This window comes from Amycolatopsis plumensis, assembly GCF_042652605.1.
Taxonomy (GTDB): domain Bacteria; phylum Actinomycetota; class Actinomycetes; order Mycobacteriales; family Pseudonocardiaceae; genus Amycolatopsis; species Amycolatopsis plumensis.
The window spans coordinates 7153419-7173702 of sequence record NZ_JBHSJY010000001.1; the positions used below are offsets into that span (position 1 = coordinate 7153419).

Annotated in this window: 23 protein-coding genes; 13 read left to right on the forward strand and 10 right to left on the reverse strand. The window is 73.6% G+C overall.

The window, feature by feature from the left end; translation table 11 throughout:
* The first annotated feature begins 50 nt into the window (after positions 1 to 50).
* Positions 51 to 758, forward strand: coding sequence for an SDR family oxidoreductase (locus tag ACFPLC_RS34695; protein ID WP_378191055.1), 708 nt, complete (start codon positions 51 to 53; stop codon positions 756 to 758).
* Positions 759 to 769: 11 nt separating this feature from the next.
* On the opposite strand, the gene ACFPLC_RS34700 is transcribed toward ACFPLC_RS34695, so the two are convergent.
* The 6 genes from ACFPLC_RS34700 to ACFPLC_RS34725 form a co-directional block, all read right to left on the reverse strand.
* Positions 770 to 1123 carry an STAS domain-containing protein gene (locus ACFPLC_RS34700; RefSeq protein ID WP_378191053.1) on the reverse strand — a complete coding sequence of 118 codons (354 nt, stop codon included), beginning with the start codon at positions 1121 to 1123 and terminating at the stop codon, positions 770 to 772.
* Entirely contained in the window at positions 1120 to 2190 is a 1071-nt protein-coding gene (locus ACFPLC_RS34705) for a cobalamin B12-binding domain-containing protein (RefSeq protein WP_378191050.1), read from the reverse strand. Before ACFPLC_RS34705 ends, ACFPLC_RS34700 begins: the two co-directional genes overlap by 4 nt.
* Positions 2187 to 3815: a PP2C family protein-serine/threonine phosphatase gene (locus ACFPLC_RS34710; protein WP_378191048.1), complete on the reverse strand. Its 1629-nt coding sequence runs from the start codon at positions 3813 to 3815 to the stop codon at positions 2187 to 2189. Before ACFPLC_RS34710 ends, ACFPLC_RS34705 begins: the two co-directional genes overlap by 4 nt.
* Positions 3808 to 4206 (reverse strand): ATP-binding protein, encoded by a 399-nt coding sequence (locus ACFPLC_RS34715; protein ID WP_191314535.1) that lies wholly within the window; start codon positions 4204 to 4206, stop codon positions 3808 to 3810. The genes ACFPLC_RS34710 and ACFPLC_RS34715 overlap by 8 nt, the downstream gene beginning before the upstream one ends.
* A gap of 295 nt (positions 4207 to 4501) precedes the next feature.
* A complete protein-coding gene (locus ACFPLC_RS34720; RefSeq protein ID WP_378191046.1) occupies positions 4502 to 5668 on the reverse strand; it encodes a VanZ family protein in 1167 nt (388 codons plus the stop codon).
* Between the two features lie 74 nt (positions 5669 to 5742).
* Positions 5743 to 5937, reverse strand: coding sequence for an antitoxin (locus ACFPLC_RS34725; RefSeq protein WP_191314537.1), 195 nt, complete (start codon positions 5935 to 5937; stop codon positions 5743 to 5745).
* A 327-nt stretch (positions 5938 to 6264) separates the two neighbouring features.
* On the opposite strand from ACFPLC_RS34725, the gene ACFPLC_RS34730 reads away from it, so the two are divergent.
* The 3 genes from ACFPLC_RS34730 to ACFPLC_RS34740 all read left to right on the forward strand — a co-directional run bounded on the left by ACFPLC_RS34730 (position 6265) and on the right by ACFPLC_RS34740 (position 10115).
* On the forward strand, positions 6265 to 7977 hold the full coding sequence (locus ACFPLC_RS34730) for a sulfatase-like hydrolase/transferase (RefSeq protein ID WP_378191044.1): 1713 nt from the start codon (positions 6265 to 6267) through the stop codon (positions 7975 to 7977).
* A 364-nt stretch (positions 7978 to 8341) separates the two neighbouring features.
* Positions 8342 to 9466, forward strand: coding sequence for a S1 family peptidase (locus tag ACFPLC_RS34735; protein WP_378191042.1), 1125 nt, complete (start codon positions 8342 to 8344; stop codon positions 9464 to 9466).
* A gap of 97 nt (positions 9467 to 9563) precedes the next feature.
* Positions 9564 to 10115, forward strand: a complete 552-nt coding sequence (locus ACFPLC_RS34740; protein WP_378191040.1) for a dihydrofolate reductase family protein — start codon at positions 9564 to 9566, stop codon at positions 10113 to 10115.
* Between the two features lie 28 nt (positions 10116 to 10143).
* On the opposite strand, the gene ACFPLC_RS34745 is transcribed toward ACFPLC_RS34740, so the two are convergent.
* Both ACFPLC_RS34745 and ACFPLC_RS34750 read right to left on the reverse strand, forming a co-directional pair.
* The gene (locus ACFPLC_RS34745; protein WP_378191039.1) at positions 10144 to 10776 is read right to left on the reverse strand and encodes an NAD(P)-dependent oxidoreductase; all 633 of its coding nucleotides are present in this window, start codon (positions 10774 to 10776) and stop codon (positions 10144 to 10146) included.
* 266 nt (positions 10777 to 11042) lie between these two features.
* A complete protein-coding gene (locus tag ACFPLC_RS34750; protein ID WP_378191036.1) occupies positions 11043 to 11489 on the reverse strand; it encodes a YybH family protein in 447 nt (148 codons plus the stop codon).
* Between the two features lie 50 nt (positions 11490 to 11539).
* Between ACFPLC_RS34750 and ACFPLC_RS34755 the strand changes: the two genes are divergently transcribed.
* Both ACFPLC_RS34755 and ACFPLC_RS34760 read left to right on the forward strand, forming a co-directional pair.
* The gene (locus ACFPLC_RS34755) at positions 11540 to 12175 is read left to right on the forward strand and encodes a TetR/AcrR family transcriptional regulator (protein WP_378191034.1); all 636 of its coding nucleotides are present in this window, start codon (positions 11540 to 11542) and stop codon (positions 12173 to 12175) included.
* Positions 12176 to 12243: 68 nt separating this feature from the next.
* Positions 12244 to 12762 (forward strand): VOC family protein, encoded by a 519-nt coding sequence (locus ACFPLC_RS34760; protein ID WP_378191032.1) that lies wholly within the window; start codon positions 12244 to 12246, stop codon positions 12760 to 12762.
* Here the strand turns inward: ACFPLC_RS34760 and ACFPLC_RS34765 are convergent.
* A complete protein-coding gene (locus ACFPLC_RS34765; RefSeq protein ID WP_191311167.1) occupies positions 12759 to 13184 on the reverse strand; it encodes a DoxX family protein in 426 nt (141 codons plus the stop codon). The two genes, ACFPLC_RS34760 and ACFPLC_RS34765, sit on opposite strands and share 4 nt — an antisense overlap.
* Positions 13185 to 13615: 431 nt before the next feature.
* On the opposite strand from ACFPLC_RS34765, the gene ACFPLC_RS34770 reads away from it, so the two are divergent.
* From ACFPLC_RS34770 to ACFPLC_RS34795, 6 genes are all read left to right on the forward strand, one after another.
* Positions 13616 to 14305, forward strand: coding sequence for a TetR/AcrR family transcriptional regulator (locus ACFPLC_RS34770; protein WP_378191030.1), 690 nt, complete (start codon positions 13616 to 13618; stop codon positions 14303 to 14305).
* A complete protein-coding gene (locus ACFPLC_RS34775; RefSeq protein WP_378236024.1) occupies positions 14302 to 15387 on the forward strand; it encodes an FAD-dependent oxidoreductase in 1086 nt (361 codons plus the stop codon). Before ACFPLC_RS34770 ends, ACFPLC_RS34775 begins: the two co-directional genes overlap by 4 nt.
* 14 nt (positions 15388 to 15401) lie before the next feature.
* Positions 15402 to 16064, forward strand: coding sequence for an alpha/beta fold hydrolase (locus tag ACFPLC_RS34780; protein ID WP_378191028.1), 663 nt, complete (start codon positions 15402 to 15404; stop codon positions 16062 to 16064).
* 29 nt (positions 16065 to 16093) lie between these two features.
* Positions 16094 to 17359, forward strand: a complete 1266-nt coding sequence (locus tag ACFPLC_RS34785; RefSeq protein ID WP_378191026.1) for a PucR family transcriptional regulator — start codon at positions 16094 to 16096, stop codon at positions 17357 to 17359.
* Positions 17360 to 17444: 85 nt separating this feature from the next.
* On the forward strand, positions 17445 to 17693 hold the full coding sequence (locus ACFPLC_RS34790) for a hypothetical protein (RefSeq protein WP_378191024.1): 249 nt from the start codon (positions 17445 to 17447) through the stop codon (positions 17691 to 17693).
* Positions 17630 to 18367, forward strand: coding sequence for an NAD(P)H-dependent oxidoreductase (locus tag ACFPLC_RS34795; protein ID WP_378236025.1), 738 nt, complete (start codon positions 17630 to 17632; stop codon positions 18365 to 18367). Before ACFPLC_RS34790 ends, ACFPLC_RS34795 begins: the two co-directional genes overlap by 64 nt.
* On the opposite strand, the gene bla is transcribed toward ACFPLC_RS34795, so the two are convergent.
* On the reverse strand, positions 18364 to 19272 hold the full coding sequence (gene bla, locus ACFPLC_RS34800; protein WP_378191020.1) for a class A beta-lactamase: 909 nt from the start codon (positions 19270 to 19272) through the stop codon (positions 18364 to 18366). The two genes, ACFPLC_RS34795 and bla, sit on opposite strands and share 4 nt — an antisense overlap.
* Positions 19273 to 19381: 109 nt before the next feature.
* Here bla and ACFPLC_RS34805 point away from each other — a divergent pair, with 109 nt between their 5' ends.
* Positions 19382 to 20251 carry a LysR family transcriptional regulator gene (locus ACFPLC_RS34805; protein ID WP_378191018.1) on the forward strand — a complete coding sequence of 290 codons (870 nt, stop codon included), beginning with the start codon at positions 19382 to 19384 and terminating at the stop codon, positions 20249 to 20251.
* Positions 20252 to 20284: the final 33 nt, after the last annotated feature.

A 20284-nucleotide genomic window follows, 5' to 3' on the forward strand; every position in this document is an offset into this window, starting at 1 on the left:
GGACCCATATGGTCTAGACCATTCCCGGGTCCGTTGGCTAGTCTGCGCCGGTGACCGATCCCGTGTTCCTGATCACCGGTGCCTCCCGCGGCATCGGCGCCGCCACCGCCCGGCTCGCCGCCGAAGCCGGCTACCGCCTGGTCCTCGTCGCCCGCGACCAGGCCCGCCTGAACGCCCTCGCCACCCGGCTGGGTGCGCCCGACCGGGTCTGGCCGGTCGCCTGCGACGTCACCGACTGGGCCCCGCTCAGCGGGCTCGTCACCCGGGTGCGGGACACGTGGGGCCGGCTGGACGTCGTGTTCGCCAACGCCGGCGCCAGCGTGGTCACCTCGTTCCTCGGCCGCCACGGCGCGCCACCGGAGGAATGGCGGGACATGGTGCTCGCCAACGTGTACGGCCCCGCCCTGACCGCCCGCGCCACCCTCCCGGCTCTGATCGACTCCGGCGGCCACCTGGTGCTGACCGGCTCGGCCGCGGGCCGCGGGGTGCGCCCGGGCAACCTGTACTCGGCGACGAAGTGGGCCGTCACCGGCCTGGCCCAGAACATCCGCGCCGAATGCGTCGGCACCGGGGTCCGCGTCACCCTGGTCCAGCCGGGGCTGGTGGACACCGGCGGCATCCCTGCCGAACGCGCCCAGGACCCCAAACTCGACCCCGCCGACATCGCCCGCGCGGTGCTGTACGCGGTCGGCCAGCCGGCGACGGTGGACGTGAACGAAATCCTCGTCCGCCCGGCCGGCCAGGGCCCGAACCGCTGACGGCGGTTCGCTCAGGAGTCGCGGCGTGCGCGGGAGCCGGTCGCTTCGCCGGTGAGGTACGCGGCCGTGCCGGTGCGGGCGAGCAGCCGCTCCAGCGCGGGCGGCCGGTGGTCCAGGTGCAGTCGGGCGCCGGCGTCGGTCACCACGCGGCGCAGCTTCATCAGCTCCGAAAGGCCCGACGAGTCGCAGAAGCCGAGTTCGCTGCAGTCCAGGTGGACCTCACGGACGCCGGGATGGCCGGCGAGCCGGTCGGTGACCAGCCGCAGGAGGGTGCCGGTGGTCGCGAACTCGAGGTCGCCGGTGATCGTCACGCGGGCCCTGCCCTCCTCCGGGGCGGTCCACGTGCAGGTCAGCCCGGTGGTCATGCCGGTTGCTCCGATCCGGCGGCCGGCTCCGCCAGGTGCGTTCGTGCGGTGCGGAGCATGCCGGTGGCCCGCGGGAAGTCGCGCAGCTCCGCCTCGAGCAGGTCGAGGGCCGGTCCCAGCGAGGCCGCCGGGACACCGCGCGCGGTCAGGATCCCGGCCGTCCAGCCCAGGAACCCGGTGAACAGCTCGCCGTCGCCGACGTAGAGGGCGGTGGCCAGGAATTCGACGATGTGCGCGAGGTCCTCGGCGGTGTACTGGCGCTGCAGGTCGGTGTAGGCCCGCATGGCCGGGATCCGCTCCTCCAGCCCGGCCAGCACCGTCTTCACCAGCCGGCCCGAGCTGCGCGTGACCAGCGTGTACTCCTGGTCGGCCAGGTGCGGCAGGTCGTCGAGCGGCTGGTGGGCGGTCTGCGGCCGGGGGAGCGGCTCGGCCAGCCGGTCGGCGGCCGCCCGCGCGTCCGGTGCCCACGCTTCGGCGCCCAGCAGCCGGGCGTACCGGCCGTCGGGCCCGAAGGCGGCGCCACCGGCGATGACCGGGGTCGCGGCCGCCTGGCACGCGGTGATCGTCGCGTGCGCGGTCGGCAGCCGGGTCGCCAGCGAGCCGGACAGCGCCACCGCGTCCGGGCCGGTCCGGTGCAGGTGGGCCACCAGGTGCGGGGCCGGCACCTGGGCGCCGAGGTAGTCGACGGTGAACCCGCGCAGCCGCAGCACCTCCGACAGCAGCCGGGCCGGCATCGCGTGCCACTCCCCGTCGACGCAGGCGACGGTGATCCGGCCCCGGTGCGGCTCGGGCCGCTGCAGCACGTAGCCGAAGGTGGCGATGACGCGGTCGTTGATCGCGGTCGCGGCGTGCTCCTGGGCGACGGTGAGGCGGTTCGCCGCCCACTCCGCGCCGACCCGCCGCTGCACCGCGCCGATCACGTCGAGCAGCACGCTCTCCGGGTCGGTACCGTCGCCGAGCGCCCGGACCACGATGTCGCCCGCGGCGTACTCGTCGCCGGCCGTGACGGCCTCCCACAGCCGTTCGGCGTGCTCGGCGACCGCTGTGGTGCGGATGGCGGTGCTCATGCGGTGTACCTCCCGGGCCCGTGGCCGCCGACGGCGGCCAGGTGCCTGCCCCGCGGCGCGGTGATCGCCAGCACGGCCATGTCGTCGTGGGTGCCGCGCCCGATCCACTGCGAGGCGAGCATCTGGATGCGTTCGACGACGGCGTCGGCCGGCATGTTCGCGCACTCGGCCACGGCCTGCTTGAGCCGCTCTTCCCCGAACATGGCGTCCCCGAGCGGGCCGCCCTTGGCCTCGATGATCCCGTCGGTGTAGAGCAGGCAGGTCTCCCCGGGCTGCAGCGTGATGTCCGCGCTCGACGACTCGATCTCGGGCAGCACGCCGATCAGGGTGCCCTGGCTGTCGGCCTCCTCGACCCGGCCGTCGGCCCGCACGACCAGCGGCGGCGGGTGCCCCGCGCAGGTCACGCGCAGCCGGACGGTGGCGCCCTCCCGCCGCGCGGAGACCAGCACCAGCGTGACGTACCGGGCGTCGGTGTCGTCGCCGAGCGTGCGGTTCAGCAGGTCGAGCAGCCGGTGGTGGTCGTCGGCCATCGGCAGCAGCGCGCGCAGCGTGGTGCGGATCTTGCCGGTCAGCACGGCCGCGTCCAGGCCCTTGCCGCAGACGTCGCCGAGCACGGCCAGCGACTCGTCGCCCTCGGCGGTGATCGCCGAATGGACGTCGTAGAAGTCACCGCCGATCCGCTCTCCGTCGCGCGCCGGGCGGTAGCGGCCGGCGAATTCGATGCCGCCGAGCTGTTCGAGGGTGGGCGGGAGCAGCTCGCGCATGAGCGTGTCGGTGATCGACGCCTGCAGCGCGAACACCCGCGCCGCCGACATGGCCGCGCCCGCCCGCGCCGCGAACAGCCGGGCGAAGAGCTCTTCGGAGTCGGTGAAGGACGCCCGGTCCCCGCGGCGCAGCAGGACCAGCGCCCCGGCGGGGACGCCGTGGCCGGGCAGCGGCGTCACGACGATCGAGCCGGCCGGGCCGAAGCCCGCCGGCAGCACCCACGACGGCGCGGCGTCGGGGTCGAGCCAGCGCGAGGGCACCGGCGGGAAACCCTGCAGCGCCTCGCCGAGGCCGGGCAGCTCGTCCGGGTCGACGTCCAGCGGGGCCCGGACCGGCTCGCCGCCGCGTACGCAGGAGACAGCCGGGAAGCTCGCGCCCGCGGCGGGCGCCAGCACGAAGGCGGCGTCGGCGAGGTGCTGCGCGGCCAGCCGGGCGGCGACCTCCATGCAGCGGTCCAGGTTGAGGGAGCCCAGCAACGCGGCCGAGGCGTCGCTGAGGAACGAGGTGCGTTCCTGCTCGCGGGCCAGTGCCTCGCGTGCCGTGCGGGCGTCGGTCTCGTCGAGGAGCCACCAGGTCACGGCCTCGCCGTGCGGGACCGGGTGCGCGGCGAAGCAGCGCTCGCCGACCTCGCCGCGGACGACCTGGGCCGTGCCGCACTCGTGCGCCTCGGCCAGCCAGCCCGCGATCGCGCCGTCCGCGGCGCGGCCGGCCCCGGCCGCGGGGAACAGCAGGCCGGCGGCCTCGTTGAGCGCGCGGATCGTGCCGGACCGGTCGATCACGACCGCCGCGGCCGGTGCGGCCGCCCAGCCCGCGGTGCCGTCGATCGCGACGGCGGGCGCGGTGTGCGCCGGATCAGCCACGGGCACCCGCGGGATCCGGGTCGGTGACCAGCTCGGCCCACAGCGTCTTGCCGCTGGGCCGGCGCAGCTGGCCCCAGGCCGCGGCGCAGCGTTCCACCAGCAGGAGGCCGCGTCCGCCCTGGTCGGACGGCGCCCGGCGGCGGGCGGGCTCGCCCCCGCTGTCGTCGACCTCGATCCGCAGCTTGGCGGCGCCCGGCAGCAGGCGGACGTGGTAGGGCGCGCGGCCGTGGCGCAGGGCGTTCGACGTCAGCTCGTCCACCACCATGACCGCGGTGCCGACGAAGTTCGCCGGGAAGCCGCGCAGGACCGTCCGGACCCAGTGCCGGACTCGCGCCAGTTCGGAGAGCTCGGGGGAGATGCCGAGTTCGTGCCGGGCAAATCGGAGCTTCACGTCCGCCTCCTTCGCCGTGCCGGCCCCCGCGGGGAGGCCCTCCCCTTCTTCATGCCCGGAACCGGGCTCGCCGACACGGGTGTCCGAGGATGTCATGCGACACCCCGGGGGAGGAGGTCTCCGGAGCCGGGCACCTCGGACGGACGGCCGTCACGGGAGTGCCGCTGCCGGGGCCGCGCTGCGTCGGTGGTCATCGAAAGCTCCAGGAGGGGGACGGGAGGGCGCGGGCTGGCGGCTCAACCCGTTCCGGAGGCAATCTACCAGCGCTGTCGACCCGGGGCAGCACGGTGCCCCCTCACCGTCCTTTAAGGACTTTCTCCGGCGGCGCGGGCGCCGGCGCCGGTTCGGCGGCCGCCGCGGGCACCACGGCGGCGTTCACCGTGCGCGTCAGCCGTTCGTAGGGTGCCCGGTGTTCGTCGTCGAGCAGCACCGCCAGCGGCGTCCAGACGCCCACGACGAAGACCGACGCGGCGAGCGCGACCGGCAGGAGCAGCTGTTCGGGGTGGTGCGCCAGGTCCCAGTGGTCCAGGTCCAGCAGCAGCCAGGTGAGCCACAGCGGCGAGAGCAGGACGCCGTTGCGGACCAGCAGCGCGACCGGCCCGGCCCGGCGCCCGCCGCGGCGGGTCACCCGCAGCAGCATCGCCCGCTTGCCGGGCGTCGACCCGGTGACGGCGGGCAGCACCACGAACCACACGAGGGCGAGGATGACGATCGGGGTGTCGCGGTGGCGCAGGTCCTCGCCGAACAGCGTCAGCAGGCCGAAGAGGAACCCGAGCAGCGCGGCGAACCCGAGCAGGTCGGTGGCCAGCGCGAACAGCCGGCGGGTGAAGGTGACCTTCGCGGCGTACCGGCGCCGGTCGTGCTCGGGTTCCGGCGACGGGAGGAGCCGCCCGAGCGGGCCGGCCAGCAGCCAGCCCGCGACGACGCCGGCGGTGTTGAGCAGCAGGTCGTCGACGCTGAAGAGCCGGTACGGGCACGGGTAGAGGAACCACAGGCCGGTCAGCTGCGTCAGCTCGAAGAACAGCGACATACCGAAGCCGACCAGCGTGGCCGGCAGCAGCCGCATCCGCTGGGCGTAGCGGACGTACAACCCCAGCGGCGCCAGCATCACGACGTTGAGCGCGGTGGTCCAGACCGCCGGGTTGTGCAGCAGCGCGCCGGGGCTCCAGTGACCGCGGGCCCGCTGCGAAACCACCTCGACGAAGTAGAACGGCCGCAGCTGCGGGGAACTGGCGTAGGTGTGGCCCGCGCAGTACGCCGGGTCGGCGGGCAGCGGCAGCACCGTCTGCGTCGCGACCGCGAGCAGGTAGAACAGGAACGTGTAGAAGACGAACGTCGGCCACCCGCCGGCGCGGCCGCGGCGGCGGTAGCTGACGAAGGCGGCCGGGAGCATCACGGCCAGCACGACGAGCGGGAACAGGAGCAGGGCGGTCCGGACGGGGACGAGGTAGGTGGCGACCACGGAGCCGGTGGTACCCAGCCGCGGGGGCGGCGAAGCGCGCTTCCCCCGGACGGCTGGGATTCACCGGCGGCGGCTCACTGCGGCGGCGCGTCCTGCCCGCCACCGCCCTGCTTGTGCAGGAACTCCTTCGCCTTCTCCGAGCCCTGGTCGATCTTGTCGGAGTGCTGGCCGAAGCGCTGCTTGGCCGCCTCGGCGGCCTTGTCGACGCCCTGGTCGGCCTGGTCCGGGTGCTGGCCGAGCGCTTCCTTCGCCTTGTCGAACAAATTCATCGTGACCTCCGGCCGGGATTCGATCTTCGGACACCCCGAGGAGAACACCGGGGACCCGGGCGCGCAACGCTTCTTCCCCTGTGCCGGGGATTCCGGGTGTTCCCGCGGGTGAAAGACGGGGGTGCGGGGTTTGGGGTGGACCCGTCCGGGTAATGGTGGTCCCTTTTCGGGGGCGGGCGGCCGATCGTCCGGATCGTCCCGCCGGGCCGCCCGGTGCCGGGGGCCCGCTTGAACCGCGCGCCGCGCCGGCCCGTATATCGGGTGACGATCGCCGCCCGGCCGCACGGGACGGCGGTCACCACCGCGCACCACGACGTGAGGCTCGCCATGGTTGGAAACATCGGTCTGCCGCTGGTGCGGCGCGCCCGCCGCACCCCGGGGCCGGCGACGGCCCTGCCCGACTTCGGGCTGCCCCGGCCCGGACGGCGGCGCCACGTCGTCGCGAGCCGGGTGCTCACCGGCCTGGCCGCGCTGCTCGTGCTGTTCGCCCTGCTCGCCCCGGACGACCTCAGCTCGTTCTCCGTCGCGAACCTGGTGCGGGTGCCGGCGGAGGGGCTCGTCATCGGCGCGTTCCTGCTGGTCCTGCCGCCGCGGGCGCGCCGCGTCGCGGCCGTGCTCGCCGGGCTGGCGCTCGGGCTGCTCACCCTGCTGAAGGCCCTCGACACCGGCTTCTACGCGACGCTCGAGAAGCCGTTCGACCCGATCTACGACTGGAGCTTCTTCCACGCCGGCGTCGAGTTCCTCGCCGGCCAGATCGGGGACGCGGCCACCGTCGCCGCGCTGATCGGCGCCGGCCTGCTCGCGGTGGCCGTCGTGGTGCTCATGGTGCTGGCGATGCTGCGGCTGAGCCGGATCGCGGCCGGGCGGCGGACCGGCGCCACCCGGGTCGTGGCCGTCCTCGCCGTGGTCTGGATCGTCTCTTCGGTGTTCGGCGTCGAGCTCGCGCCGGGGCAGCCGGTCGCCGCGCAGAGCGCCGCCGCGCTGGCCTACGGCGATTTGCGCCAGGTCGGCGCCGACCTGCGCGACCAGCGGCCGTTCGGGGAGATGGCCGCCGAAGACGCGTTCCGGGCCACCTCGGGCGCGCAGCTGCTGAACGGGCTGCGCGGCAAGAACGTCGTGCTGACCTTCGTGGAGAGCTACGGCCGGGTGGCGCTCGACGACCCGGTCATCGGGGCGAAGATCGGCCCGACACTCGACGCGGGCACGGCCGAGCTGCGCGCGGCGGGCATCGGCGCGAAGAGCGCGTTCCTGTCGTCCTCGACGTTCGGCGGCGGCAGCTGGCTGGCGCACTCGACGGTGCAGTCGGGGATGTGGATCGACAACCAGCAGCGGTACAACGACCTGCTCGCGAGCGACCGGCTGACCCTCGGCGGGGCGTTCCAGCGGGCGGGCTGGCGGACGGTCTGGGACGTGCCCGCGCACACGAAGGACTGGCCGGAGGGGCAGAAGTTCTACCACCCGGACGCCTACTACGACGCCCGTTCCATCGGCTACCACGGGCCGGGCTACGCCTACGCCACCATGCCCGACCAGTTCTCGCTCTCGATGCTGCAGCGCAAGGAGCTGGCGAACGCCTCGCCGCAGCGCCCGGTGATGGCGGAGGTCGACCTCGTCTCCAGCCACGCGCCGTGGTCGCCGCGGCCCTGGCTGGTCGACTGGAACCAGGTCGGCGACGGCTCGGTGTTCGACCCCCAGCCCGCGGCGGGCGAAGCGCCGGAGTCGGTCTGGAAGGACCCGAAGAAGATCCGCGAGGCCTACCGCGACGCAACGGACTACTCGCTCAAGACGGTGATCTCGTTCGTCAAGCAGTACGGCGACGAGAACACGGTCCTGGTGTTCCTCGGCGACCACCAGCCGCCGGTGGTCACCCCGCAGGGCGCGGTCCATGACGTGCCGGTCACGATCGTGGCCAAGGAGCCGAAGGTCCTCGACCGGATCGCCGGCTGGGGCTGGCAGGACGGCCTGCACCCGGGCGCCGGGGCGCCGATCTGGAAGATGGACTCCTTCCGCGACCGCTTCCTGAACGCCTTCGCCCGCTGACCGTCCTCTTCGGACGGTCCGGCACCCGCGCCGGGCGCGCGCCCGGCGCGTCAAGGGACGACGGGGCACGTCCGGTGCCCGGCAGACTCCCGTTCGGGTCGCCGTCGGCGGGAACGTGTTCTACTTGGTTCAGACCTTTCCGCAACGCCGCGAAGATCGGGTGACGGCGCGGCCGGCCGGTGGCCGGTTCGCGCCTTCGTCATGCACGGGAAAGTGTTGCGCGGCAAGCGAAACAAAAACTCCACAGTGGACGCCTGGTCGGGAATTCCGGACAGAAGACCGGACAAATCTGGACCGGGCGCGGACCCCGACCGCACACTCGGCGGACGGTGTGTTTCTTTCCCCCGGCCTTGGAGGAGTTCCCATGCGTCGAAGAATCGCCCTGGCTCTCGGCGGCGCCACCGCCGTTCTCACCGCGTCCCTGACCGCCCTCACCCCCGCGGCCGCCCAGGCCTCGCCCGGGCTGATCGCGGCCATGCAGCGCGACCTCGGGCTCACCGCCACCCAGGCGTCGGCCCGGCTCACCCAGGAGATGACCGCCGCCCGGGTGCTGCCCGGCGCGCAGCGGGCCGCCGGCACCGCGTTCGGCGGCGCCTGGTTCGACCCCGCGCGGGGCAAGCTGGTCGTCGGCGTGACCGACCCGGCCGCCGCCGACGCCGTCCGGCAGGCCGGGGCCGAGCCCGTCGCGGCCCGGACCAGTGCGGCGCGACTCGACGCCGCGAAGGCGGCCATCGACGCGTCGGCCAAGGCGGACCCCGCCCCGGCCGCGGTCAGCGGCTGGCGCGCCGATCCGCGGGCCGGCAGCGTCGTGGTCACCGTGCGGCCGGGGGCGCGCGGCGCCGACGTCGACGCCTTCCTGGCCCGGGCGGCCAAGGCCGGCCCGGTCACCGTGGCCACCGCGCCGGCCGCCCAGCCGTTCTCGGCCGGGACCGTCGGCGGCGACCCGTACTACATCAACGGCAACACCCGCTGCTCGATCGGCTTCTCGGTGCAGGGCGGCTTCGTCAGCGCCGGGCACTGCGGGGGCACGGGCAGCTCGGTCGTCGGCTGGGACGGCTCGTGGATGGGCACCTTCGCCGGCTCCTCCTTCCCCGGCAACGACTACTCGTTCATCCGCATCGGCGGCGGCTGGTGGACCGCGCCGGTCGTGCTCGGCTGGGGCACGGTGAGCGACGCGCTCGTCCGCGGCTCGTGGGTCGCGCCGGTCGGCACGTCGGTGTGCCGCTCGGGCTCGACCACGCACTGGCACTGCGGCACAGTGCTCGGGCAGAACGAAACCGTCAACTACGCCCAGGGCGCGGTCTACCAGATGACCCGCACCAACGTCTGCGCCGAGCCCGGCGACTCCGGGGGCTCGTTCATCACCGGCGACCAGGCCCAGGGTGTCACCTCCGGCGGCTGGGGCAACTGCGGCTCCGGCGGTGAGACGTGGTTCCAGCCGGTCAACGAGATCCTGCAGACCTATGGCCTCTCGCTCGTGACGGCGTAGGCGATCCGGCGGCGGCCGATGAATCCGGCGGCCGCCGCCGGTAGGTACCGGTGCGGTCGCGCCACCGGGGCGCGGCGAAGAGGCACCGGGAGTGACCATGAGCGTGATCGTCGTCGAGTTCACCACCCTGGACGGCGTCGTCGAGGACCCCGACGGGTCCGGCGGCACGGCCACCGGCGGCTGGGCGTTCCGCCACGGCCCGGAGGCGGTGGCCGGGGACAAGTTCCGGCTCGGGTCCCTGCTCGACACCGGCGTCCTCCTGTTCGGCCGGAAGACGTGGGAGCTGTTCGCCAAGCTCTGGCCGGGCCGCTCGGGCGAGTTCCCCGACCGGCTGAACGCCGCGGCGAAGCTGGTGGCGTCGCGGACCCTCCACGACGTGTCCGCGTGGCAGAACTCCGTGCTGCTGCAGGGAGATCTGGTCGACGCGGTGAAGCGCGAAGAGCGGGACGTCATCGTCATCGGTTCCGTCGTGGTCGCGCAGGAGCTGGCCCGCCAGGGACTCGTCGACGAGTACCGCCTGCTCGTCTTCCCGAGTGTGGTGGGGGCGGGCAGGCGGCTGTTCGACGGCGTCGAGGCCGCCGTGGACTTCGACCTGGCCGCCACCACCCGGGTCGGACCGGCGATCCTCAGCACGTACCGGAAGCGCTAGGTCCGCAGGAGGACCGGCAGCGGGTACCTCAGGAGGCGACGGTGAAGCGCGTCCGGTGGTGGCGCGGGTGCTCCGCCTCGTCGAGCAGGGCGATCGCGAAGTCCTCCATCGAGATCGCCGAGCGGCCGTCGGCGTCGGTGAGCAGGTCGTCGCGGCCGAGGCGGTAGTGGCCGGTGCGCTCGCCGGGCTCCAGGAGCAGGGGCGGGCTGACGTAGGTCCAGTCGACGGCGGTGTCGGCGCGGTAGACGTCGTGCTGGGCCACGCAGGCCGAGGCGATCGGCCGCAGTTCGGCGGGGAAGCCCGGCGCGTCGAGCACCGTCGTCCCGCCGGGGGTGCGCAGGCTGGCGGCCCCGCCGACGGCGAGCAGCCGCACGCCGGTTCCGGCCAGCCCCTTCAGGAGGCTCCGGGTGGCTTCGACGAGTTCGGGTTCGCGGCCCGGGGCCGGGCGGGTCGCGGTGATCACGAGGTCCTGGCCGCGGGCGAGGGAGGCGACGTCGCCGGGGTCCGCGGCGTCGCCCGTGCGCACGGTGACCTCCGGGGGCAGGTCCGCGGCGCGGCGGGGGTCGCGCACGACAGCGGTGACCTCGTGGCCGCGGGCGAGGGCTTCGGCGACGACCCGGCGGCCGACGGCGCCGGCGGCGCCGAACACGGTGATGCGCATGGCACTCCTTCGATCGATTGCTTAGCACTAAGAATTATAGCTTAGAACTAAGCTACCTGTGATCGAAGGGGTCGGGGGTGCGACGGCCGGATGATGCGGTGATGCCCCGGGACTTGGCTTCGGGGAAAGGTCGGATCCGGGGGCATCACCGCCCGCGGGACGGCTGACACGGTGTCCTGCGGTGGACTCACCCTACGAACCGGCGGTGGCCCTGACCAGGGCCTCGATGCGGTGTCGAAGGTTTGTCGCCCGGTCGGTCACCGGGTCTACCGAGAGTGGGTCACGGTGAGCGTTTCCCCGGTCCCGGGCTCGTCCGGCGGGCGGTCGGCGTGGCGGTGGACGATCTTCCACTCGCCGTTCTCCCGCCGGTACACATGGGTGGCGCGGAGGGTGTACGTCGTGGGCCGGCCGTTGATCGACACCGTGTTGTGCTCGAAGCCGATGGTGTAGGCGAGGTCGCCGCTCGCGCCGGCCGCGACGACCTCGAAGCGGTAGTCGCTCGAGTCCGCGAACTGCGCCGCGACCCGCTTGAACGCTTCGCCGACTTCGGCCCAGCCGGTGCGGATCGGCAGCCAGGCCCCGAACAGGCTTACCGGGTCGGCCCGCGACCACAGCGCGGCGCGCGGCTCCGGGTCGCCGTCGTGGATGGCTCGTTCGGCGGCGGTCTGCCGCGGCAGCATGTCGGCCAGGAAGGCCTCGGTTTGCGTGGGCATGACAACTCCAATACAGTCGTGCTGTTTTCAATACAGTGAGGATGTATCCGATGAGCGGGCCCGTCAAGCGGCAGTACGACTCGAGTCGCCGCCGGGAACAGGCGAGGGAGACCCGGCGGCGGATCCTCGGCGCGGCGCACGAGCTGTTCGTCACGCGCGGTTACGGCCGGACGACCATCGCGGACGTCGCCGCCGAAGCCGGGGTGGCCCCCGAGACGGTCTATGCGGCGTTCAAGAACAAGCCCGCGCTGCTGCACCGGGCCTGGGACGTCGCCGTGGGCGGCGACGACCGGGACGTCCCGTTGCTGGAGCGCCCCGAACTGCGCGCCGTGCTCGCCGAACCCGACCTGCGGGTCCGGTTCGCCGCGCTGGCCGTGTTCAACACCGCGGCCATGCGGCGGACCGCGCGGCTGCACCTGGCGGTGCGCGGAGCCGCGGCGAGCGAGCCCGCGGCGGCGGCGATGCTGGAGGAGATCGACCGCCAGCGGCTGGCGTCGATGGCCGAGCACGCCCGGGCCGCCGCGGGCACCGGGCAGCTGGCGGTGTCCGAAGACGAGTGCCGGGACGTGCTGTGGTCCACGACGGACGGCACGCTGTGGCACCAGCTCGTCGAGCGCCGCGGGTGGTCCGACGAGCGGTACGCGGCCTGGCTCGGCCGGCTGTGGGCGGCGGCCCTGCTGCCTTGACCGCCCGCAGGGGCGCGCTTACCCTTAAGTTGAAACTTCAACCGATTCGCGCGCAGCACGGAGCCCCGATGTCGATCTTCCGCCTGAACCACGCCGTGCTCTATGTCCGGGACCTGGCCGAAAGCGTGGCGTTCTACCGGGACGTGCTCGGCTTCGGGTACATCGACGGCGGCGACGCGCACCGGGGCGCGGCGTTCCTGCGGGCGCCCGGGTCGGTCAACGACCACGATCTCGGCCTCTTCGAAATCGGCGCGGACGCCGCGGATTCCGGGGCCGGGCGGACCTCGGTGGGCCTCTACCACCTCGCGTGGGAGGTCGACACCCTCGGCGACCTCGAGCGGCTCGCCGCCCGGCTCACCGAAGCGGGCGCGCTGGTCGGCTCGTCCGACCACGGAACCACGAAGTCCTTGTACGCCAAGGATCCCAGCGGGCTGGAGTTCGAGGTCGTCTGGATCATCCCCCGCGACCTGCTGACCGAAGAGGACCGGGCGAAGAGCGCGTCGACCGGTCGTCTCGACCTCGCGGCGGAACTGGCGAGGTACGGTCCCGACGCGCGCAGCGGCGTCGGGATCTCCCGTCCCTCCTAGACCGTGGCGCTCGCCCGCGTCGGCTCGGCGGCCCGCTGCCGGACCGAAAGGTTGCCCAGCGCGAAGCGGCCCGGGCCGACGAACGCGACCAGCAGCAGCGACCAGCAGAACAACGCGGCCGCTTCGCCGCCGTTCTGGATCGGGAACAGGCCGGTCGGCAGGTGGACGACGAAGTAGGCGTAGGCCATCGAGCCGGAGCCGAGGATGGCGGCCACCCGGGTGCCGAGGCCGACGCAGACGAGCACGCCGCACACGAGCTGGATGACCGCGGCCCACCAGCCGGGCCAAGCGCCGACGGGGGCGGCGGACTTCGCGCCGAACAGGCCGAAGAGCGTCTTGAGGCCGTGGCAGGCGAACAGGAAGCCGATGACGATGCGGTAGAGCCCGACGACGTGTTCGCGGGCTGGGTCCAGGCGATGCATGGTGCCTCCGGGGAGCGGGGAGAGGGGGCGGCATCGAACCGGCCGGCGGTGCGGCCGGCCGCGTGCGAATTGCGAGTCACCCAGATATACCGCTCGTGGAGAGTTGCCACAAGCGGCAAACGTCGTGTAAGCGGGTTTCGAAAACGTTTACCCGCTGGTTGCCCTCGCGCTACAACCTTGTGGGACAAGGGAAAGCCGCCGTACGGGTGATCTTCGCCTAGTGGTCCAGACCGCCGGATAATCGCGGCCGGTCTTTCGCGATTATTTTCGAGTCTTTCGATGTGGCTGCTTAACGGGCGACTTAACAAAATGGGTGGACCCGAATGCCGTATTCGCCGCGGCCGAATGAGGTGTTGATTTCACGTTGGTGGCCGCACGAACATGTTCGTGCCGAACGTGCTCGTGACGAACATGTTCGCTACAGTGGGGGCATGACTCCGGGAAGCACCTACAACCGCCGGGAGCGCCCGGCGAAGCCCGCGTTGACGCGCGAGGGGATCGTGGCCGCCGCCGTCGCGGTGATGCGCGCCGAAGGCGTCGAGCGCGTCACCATGCGCCGGCTGGCGAAGGAGCTCGACACCGGGCCGGCCTCGCTCTACGTCTACGTCAAGGACACCGACGAACTGCACGCCGCGGTGCTCGACGAGCTGCTCGCCGAGGTCGCCTTGGACGGCGAGGGGGACTGGCGCGACCGCTTGTGGGCGGTGCTGGACTCCTACCGGTCGGTGCTGTTCGCGCACCCCAGCCTGGCCAGGGTCGCCCTGGTCAGCCGGCTGAGCGGTCCGCACTACCTGGCGCTCGTCGAGGCGGTGCTGGCCCGGCTCGACGAGGGCGGCATGGCACCGGGGCAGGCCGCGTGGGCGGTCGACGTCCTGCTGCTGACCGCCACCGCGGCGGCCGCCGAACACGGCAGCCGCCGGGAACGGCCCGGCGCCACCCGCGAACACGAAGTGCTGACCGAGTCCTTGGCCGGCGTCTCGCCGTCGACGCACCCGCACATCGCCGCGCTGGCCACCGACCTGGTGTCCGGCCCCGGTCCCGCCCGCGCGAGGTGGGCGTTCGACGCGCTGCTGAACGGCGCGCTCGCCACCCCGCGCCCCGCACCCGAGGAGACGTCATGACCCCTTCCGTCACGATCGTCGGCGGCGGCCTGGGCGGCCTCACGCTGGCTCGGATCCTGCACACCCGCGGGATCTCTTCGACCGTCTACGAACTCGAAACCTCACCGGCCGCCCGCGACCAGGGCGGCACGCTCGACCTGCACGAGGAGTCCGGCCAGCGCGCGCTGGCCGAAGCCGGGCTGACGGCACAGTTCCGCGCCGTCGTCCGTGAGGAGGGCGAGGCACTGCGCATCCTCGACCGCCACGGCACGGTCCGGTTCGAGGAATCCGGCGGCGGCGGGACGCGGCCGGAGATCGACCGCGGCGAGCTCAAGCGCATCCTGGCCGGGTCGCTGCCGGAGGGCGTGGTCCGCTGGGGTGCCAAGGTGGCCGCGGTGGCGCCGGGGCGGCTCACCCTGGCCACCGGCGAAGTCGTCGAGACGGATCTGGTGGTCGGTGCCGACGGCGCCTGGTCGAAGGTCCGGCCGCTGCTCTCGGACGGCGTGCCGCGCTACTCGGGACTGTCCTTCGTGGAAGCGCATTTGTCTGATGTGGACACTCGACACCCGGCCGCGGCGGCGCTGGTCGGGCCGGGCTCGATGTTCGCGCTCGCCGAAGGGAAAGGGCTGATCGCCCAGCGCACCGGCGGCGGCCGCATCCGGGTGTACGCGGCGATCCGGATCCAGGACGCCCCGGCGGAGCGTGACCGGCTCCTCGAAGTCTTCGCCGATTTCGCCCCGGGGCTGCGGGCGCTGGTCGCGGACAGCGACGAACCCCTGATCCCGCGGCCGATCCACGCCCTGCCGGTCGGCCACCGCTGGGCGCGGGTGCCGGGCGTAACCCTGCTCGGCGACGCCGCGCACGTCATGTCGCCGTTCGCCGGCGAAGGCGCGAACCTCGCCATGCTGGACGCCGCCGAGCTGGCTCTCGCGCTGGCGGACCACGACGACGTCGAAAGCGCTCTCTCGGCCTACGAAGCCGCAATGTTCCCCCGTGCGGAAGCCGCCGCGCGGGCCTCGGCGGACAACCTCGAAGCCTGCTTCGCCGCCGGCGCTCCCGACGCGATGGTCGAGCAGATGACGCGATTCGCCGCGCAACACTGACGGAAGGAAGACCCATGGATTTCAACCTCCTCGACACCGGCGGCGGCGACCGCGCCGTGCTCGTCCTGCACGGCGGCGCCGGACCGCGCAGCGTCACCCCGATCGCCGAGCACTTCGCGCCGCACGCCCGCGTGCTGGCCCCGACGCACCCCGGCTGGTCGGGCACCCCGCGCCCGGACGCGTTCACCGGTGTCGACGACCTCGCCCTGGCCTACCTCGATCTCCTCGACGACGAAGACCTCGCGGACGTCGTCGTGGTGGGCAGCTCCTTCGGCGGCTGGGTCGCGGCCGAACTGGCGGTGCGGGACCGCGGGCGGCGCGTCGGCAGGCTCGTCCTGCTCGACGCGATAAGCCCGGAGATCCCGGGGCACCCGGTGCGGCTGCCGCAGCCACCGCCCGGCGCGCCCGGCCCGGACCCGGCCGACCTGGCCGCGCTGCGGACCTACACCGGCCCTGACCTGGCCGACCCGAAGCTGCTGCGCCGCCTCGCGCGGGTCCGGACCCCGGCCCTGCTGATCTGGGGAGAAGACGACGTCGTCGTCCCGCCGGCGTTCGGCAAGGCCTACGCGGCCGCGTTCGCCGACGCCCGGTTCGAGGTGGTGCCGGGCGCCGGGCACCAGCCGGCCCTGCAGGCGCCGGACCGGACGTTCGACTTGATCGACGAGTTCCTCGGTTAGCTTGAGGTGCCACCCCCTAAGGTGGCTCCATGGTGGACGAAGAAGTCGTCTCGGAGCGCATCCGGCAGATCGCCGCCACCCTCGAGGGCCGCGCGGGCGAACTCACCGGCGAACTGGTCCAGCTGTACGCCACCGATCTGCCGCAGCTGGTCAACGACGACGAGCGCATGGTGAGCTTGCTGTCGGCGAGCGTGTACCAGAACATCGAGACCGCGCTGCAGATCTTCCGGCACGGCATCGATCCGGCCGGTATCGAGCCGCCGGCCGCGGCGATCGAGTACGCGCGCCGACTGGCGCAGCGCGGCACCCCGGTGTTCGACCTGATCCGCGCGTACGACCTCGGGCAGGCCGCGATGCTCGACTTCGGGTTCCAGGAGTGCACCCGGCTGGTCGACGACGCGGCCCTGCTCGGCGCCATGATGCGCCGGCTGCTGCGGGTCGCCTACGAGTTCATCACCCGGGTGGTGCGCCAGCTCGTCGGCGTCTACCAGGACGAACGCGACCGCTGGCTGCTCAACCGCAGTGCCGCGCGGGCGGCGAAGGTGGCGGACCTGCTCGACGGCAACGGCGGCCCGCCCGACGTCGACGCGGCCGAGGCGGTGATCGGCTACCGCCTGCGCGGCACGCACGTGGGGATGATCGTCTGGCACGCGTCGGAGGCCTTCGTCGACGACGCCCTCTCGTTGCTGGAGTCGGTCGCGGGCGCGGTGTTCGAGCGCGTCCGCGGGCAGGGCCGCCCGCTGTTCGTGCCGCGGGACGAGGCCAGCGCCTGGGTGTGGCTCCCGCTCGCCCCGGGCGCGACGATCGGCCGGGAACACCTCGACGCGGCGCTCGCCGAGGCCGAAGCCGGCGTGCGGGTGACCGTCGGCGACCCGGGCACCGGGGTCGCCGGCTTCCGCGACACCCACCAGCAGGCCCGCCGGGTGCACGCGCTGGCGCTCGCCGCCGGCGAGCACTGCGACCGCGCGCTGACCTTCCGGGAGGTCGGCACGGTGGCGCTGATGACGAGCGACCTGAACGCGGCCCGCCTGTGGGTGGCGAGCACGCTCGGACCGCTGGCCGCCGACGACGAGAACGGCGGCCGGCTGCGCGAGACGCTGCGGGTGTTCCTGTCCTCCGGCGGCAGCTACACCGCGGCGGCCGCCGAGCTGACGATGCACAAGAACTCCGTGCAGTACCGCGTCCGCAAGGCACAGGAACTGCTCCCGCGCGCCCTCGGCGAAGGGCGGCTGGATGTCGAGCTGGCGCTGGCCCTGTGCCGCCGGCTGGGCTCGGCGGTGCTGTCCCCGGCGTGACTTTGGTGCCCGGGACCACCGGGACCCAAGATCGTTGGGTCGTCGACACGAAGCCCGGGCCTTGATCTTCGCTTACCGTGCTCACATGGGTGAAAACGGTGGAATGCTCGCATTGGTGCGGCTACGCCGAGGCGTCGTCGGCGAGAGCAGACGCGTGTGCCACCTGATCCCCGTGCCTGCCGGACCGGTGCCGGAGCACCTGACCGCCCTGTGCGGCGAGTCGATCTTCCCGGCGGAAGCCGAGGTGCTGGACGGCCTGCGCGGCATGCCGTGTCACGCCTGCCTGGTGCGGAACGCGCCGTCGGGACCGGGCTTGCTGGCCACCGCGGGCTGAGCTCACCGCGGAATCCCGCCGCGGTCCGGCCGTGGCAGGATGGCGTGATCATGGTGATCGACGACAAGCCGGTGGTGGTGCTGCTGGCCCACCCGCGGCCCGGCAGCTTCAACCACGCACTCGCCGACCGGGTCGTCGCCGCGCTGACCGCCGCCGGCCGTCCGGTGCGGTTCCACGACCTGTACGCCGAAGGCTTCGACCCGGTGCTGACCGCGGACGAGGCCTACACCAGCGGAACGCGGGCGGAGGAGTTCCTCGCCGCCGAACCGGATCCGCTGGTGCGGCGGCACCGGGAGGAGCTGGCCACCGCGGGTGGTCTCGTCGCGATCCACCCGAACTGGTGGGGCAAACCACCGGCGATCCTCAGCGGCTGGCTCGACCGGATCCTCGTCCCCGGCGTGGCCTACCGCCTCGACGACGCCGGCGGCGCTCCCGAGTCGCTGCTGTCTCTGCGGCGGCTGCTGGTGGTCAACACCTCGGACACCACCGAGGAGCGGGAGCGCACGCTGTTCGGCGACCCCCTGGACGCGATCTGGCGGCGCTGCCTCGCTCCTTACCTCGGGGAGCCGGAGGTGGGCAGGCTGGTGCTGCGGGTGGTGGCCGACGCCGACGCGGCTCAGCGGGCCGCGTGGCTCGGCGACGTCGAGGCGGAGGTGCGCCGGCTCTTCGGCTAGCTTCCCCGGAGGGCGTCGAGGACGAGCTTCGCCGCCTGTGCGATGAGCCGGTCGTCGTGGTCGGCGTTCTCGGCCTGGCGGCTCGACATCACCGCCAGCACGATCGGCGCCCGCCCCGGCGGCCAGACGACGGCGATGTCGTTGCGGGTGGCGTAGCTGCCGGTGCCGGTCTTGTCGGCGACGGCCCAGCCCGCGGGCGCGCCGGCCCGGATCAGGGCCGCGCCGGTCGTGTTGGCGCGCATCATGTCGGTCAGCACGGCCTGCTTTTCGGGGGGCAGCGCGGAGCCGAGGGCGAAGGCACGCAAGCTGCCGGCCATCGCGCGCGGGGTGCTCGTGTCCCGGACGTCGCCCGGGGCGAGGTCGTTGAGGCCGGGTTCGATCCGGTCGACGTGGGTGGTCGTGTCGCCGATCCCGCGCAGCGCGGCGGCCAGCCCCGCCGGGCCGCCGAGCTCCCGGAACAGCAGGTTCGCGGCCGTATTGTCGCTGTAGCGCAGGGCCGCGTCGATCGCGTCGCGCAGCGGGAGGCCGGTGGCGACGTGCTGTTCGGTGACGGGGGAGTTCGGCTGGAGGTCGGCGCGGGTGTAGGTCAGGTTCTTCGCGAGCCCCTCGAGGCTGGTGCGCTGCAGGACGGCCGCGGCGGAGAACGCTTTGTGCGTCGAGGCGTAGCCGAAGCGCTCGTCGGCGCGGTGGGCGATCTCCCGACCTGAACCGGTGTCGACGGCGTACACGCCGAGGCGGGCGTCGAAGCTGCGTTCGAGCGCGGCGAAGTCCGGCTGCGGGGCCGGGGTGGTCGCTGCCGCCGACGTCGTCGGCGGGGCCGGTGCCGGCGCTGGGGCGGCGCACGCGGTGAGCGGGACGGAGACCAGCACGGCGATTACGGCCCGGCGGGCTCGGGGGAACGGCACGAGGACTTCCTTCCGGATCTTGAGCGTCCTCCGCAGTCTCACGACGTTCGTTCATGCTGTCCAAGACGGGAATGCACTTTTCGATGCGGATTCGGCATAAGATGAGGTCGTGGACCTGGTCGGCGGCTGCAGGGCGTTCGTGAGCGTGAGCGAAACGGGGAGCTTCACGGCGGGCGCGGCGCTCGCGCGGATCCCGCAGCCGGTCGCCAGCCGGCGCATCGCCGCGCTGGAACGGCACTTCGGGGAGCGGCTCTTCGATCGCTCGACCCGCCGGGCGCGGCTGACGCCGTTCGGCCGGGACGTGCTGCCTTCGGCGCGGCGGCTCGTGCAGCTGGCCGAGGCGATGGAACACGACGCGAAGCGCGCCCGGCTGCGGCCGGTCCGGGTGGCCGTGCCCGCGACCTGCGGGGTGCGGGAGCTCGCCGGGCTCGCCGCCGAAGCCCGGGCGCTGGAGGTCCACCTCGAGTTCCGCGCGGCGGGGCCGGGCGAGCGGGCCGAGCTCGTCCGCACGAGCGAGGTGCGGGCCGCGCTCACCGCGGTCCCGGCCGAGGAAGCCGTGTGGTCGGTGCCGCTGGGGGTGGCCGCGGTGGACCTCGGGCCGAGCCGGGTCGTGCACCTGGAGACGCTGCGGACGGGCCGGTCCGCCGGCGTGCGGCGGCGGGTCTGGATCCAGCCGGAGGACGACGTCCCGCACGTGCGCGACCGGGTGCTGCGGGTACGGGACGCGGTGGGCCTGTCCCCGGCACAGGTGTCGGTGGCCGATTCGCTCACCGCGGCGGCCGCGGAGGTGTTCGCCTCGGCGGATCTGCTGCTGTGCTCGGTGGCCCAGGCCGAGGAGCTGGGGTTGTCGTGGCGGCCGATCGGCGAGCTCGGCCTGGCGCGCGGCTTCGGCGTCGCGGCGGCGCTGGCCGAGGACGCGGACCGGCTGCGGACGACCCTGCACGCCGCGGTCGGGCGCTGCCTCGGAGCGGGCCGGTGATCGCCGCCCACGGCGTGGCGCGTCGGATCGCGG

Coding starts and splice junctions, on each gene's coding strand:
- ACFPLC_RS34700 (WP_378191053.1), bottom strand. CDS start 1,123: ATGACCACCGGGCTGACCTGCACGTGGACCGCCCCGGAGGAGGGCAGG.
- ACFPLC_RS34705 (WP_378191050.1), bottom strand. CDS start 2,190: ATGAGCACCGCCATCCGCACCACAGCGGTCGCCGAGCACGCCGAACGG.
- ACFPLC_RS34725 (WP_191314537.1), bottom strand. CDS start 5,937: ATGAATTTGTTCGACAAGGCGAAGGAAGCGCTCGGCCAGCACCCGGAC.
- ACFPLC_RS34730 (WP_378191044.1), top strand. CDS start 6,265: ATGGTTGGAAACATCGGTCTGCCGCTGGTGCGGCGCGCCCGCCGCACC.
- ACFPLC_RS34735 (WP_378191042.1), top strand. CDS start 8,342: ATGCGTCGAAGAATCGCCCTGGCTCTCGGCGGCGCCACCGCCGTTCTC.
- ACFPLC_RS34740 (WP_378191040.1), top strand. CDS start 9,564: ATGAGCGTGATCGTCGTCGAGTTCACCACCCTGGACGGCGTCGTCGAG.
- ACFPLC_RS34745 (WP_378191039.1), bottom strand. CDS start 10,776: ATGCGCATCACCGTGTTCGGCGCCGCCGGCGCCGTCGGCCGCCGGGTC.
- ACFPLC_RS34750 (WP_378191036.1), bottom strand. CDS start 11,489: ATGCCCACGCAAACCGAGGCCTTCCTGGCCGACATGCTGCCGCGGCAG.
- ACFPLC_RS34755 (WP_378191034.1), top strand. CDS start 11,540: ATGAGCGGGCCCGTCAAGCGGCAGTACGACTCGAGTCGCCGCCGGGAA.
- ACFPLC_RS34760 (WP_378191032.1), top strand. CDS start 12,244: ATGTCGATCTTCCGCCTGAACCACGCCGTGCTCTATGTCCGGGACCTG.
- ACFPLC_RS34765 (WP_191311167.1), bottom strand. CDS start 13,184: ATGCATCGCCTGGACCCAGCCCGCGAACACGTCGTCGGGCTCTACCGC.
- ACFPLC_RS34770 (WP_378191030.1), top strand. CDS start 13,616: ATGACTCCGGGAAGCACCTACAACCGCCGGGAGCGCCCGGCGAAGCCC.
- ACFPLC_RS34775 (WP_378236024.1), top strand. CDS start 14,302: ATGACCCCTTCCGTCACGATCGTCGGCGGCGGCCTGGGCGGCCTCACG.
- ACFPLC_RS34780 (WP_378191028.1), top strand. CDS start 15,402: ATGGATTTCAACCTCCTCGACACCGGCGGCGGCGACCGCGCCGTGCTC.
- ACFPLC_RS34785 (WP_378191026.1), top strand. CDS start 16,094: ATGGTGGACGAAGAAGTCGTCTCGGAGCGCATCCGGCAGATCGCCGCC.
- ACFPLC_RS34790 (WP_378191024.1), top strand. CDS start 17,445: ATGGGTGAAAACGGTGGAATGCTCGCATTGGTGCGGCTACGCCGAGGC.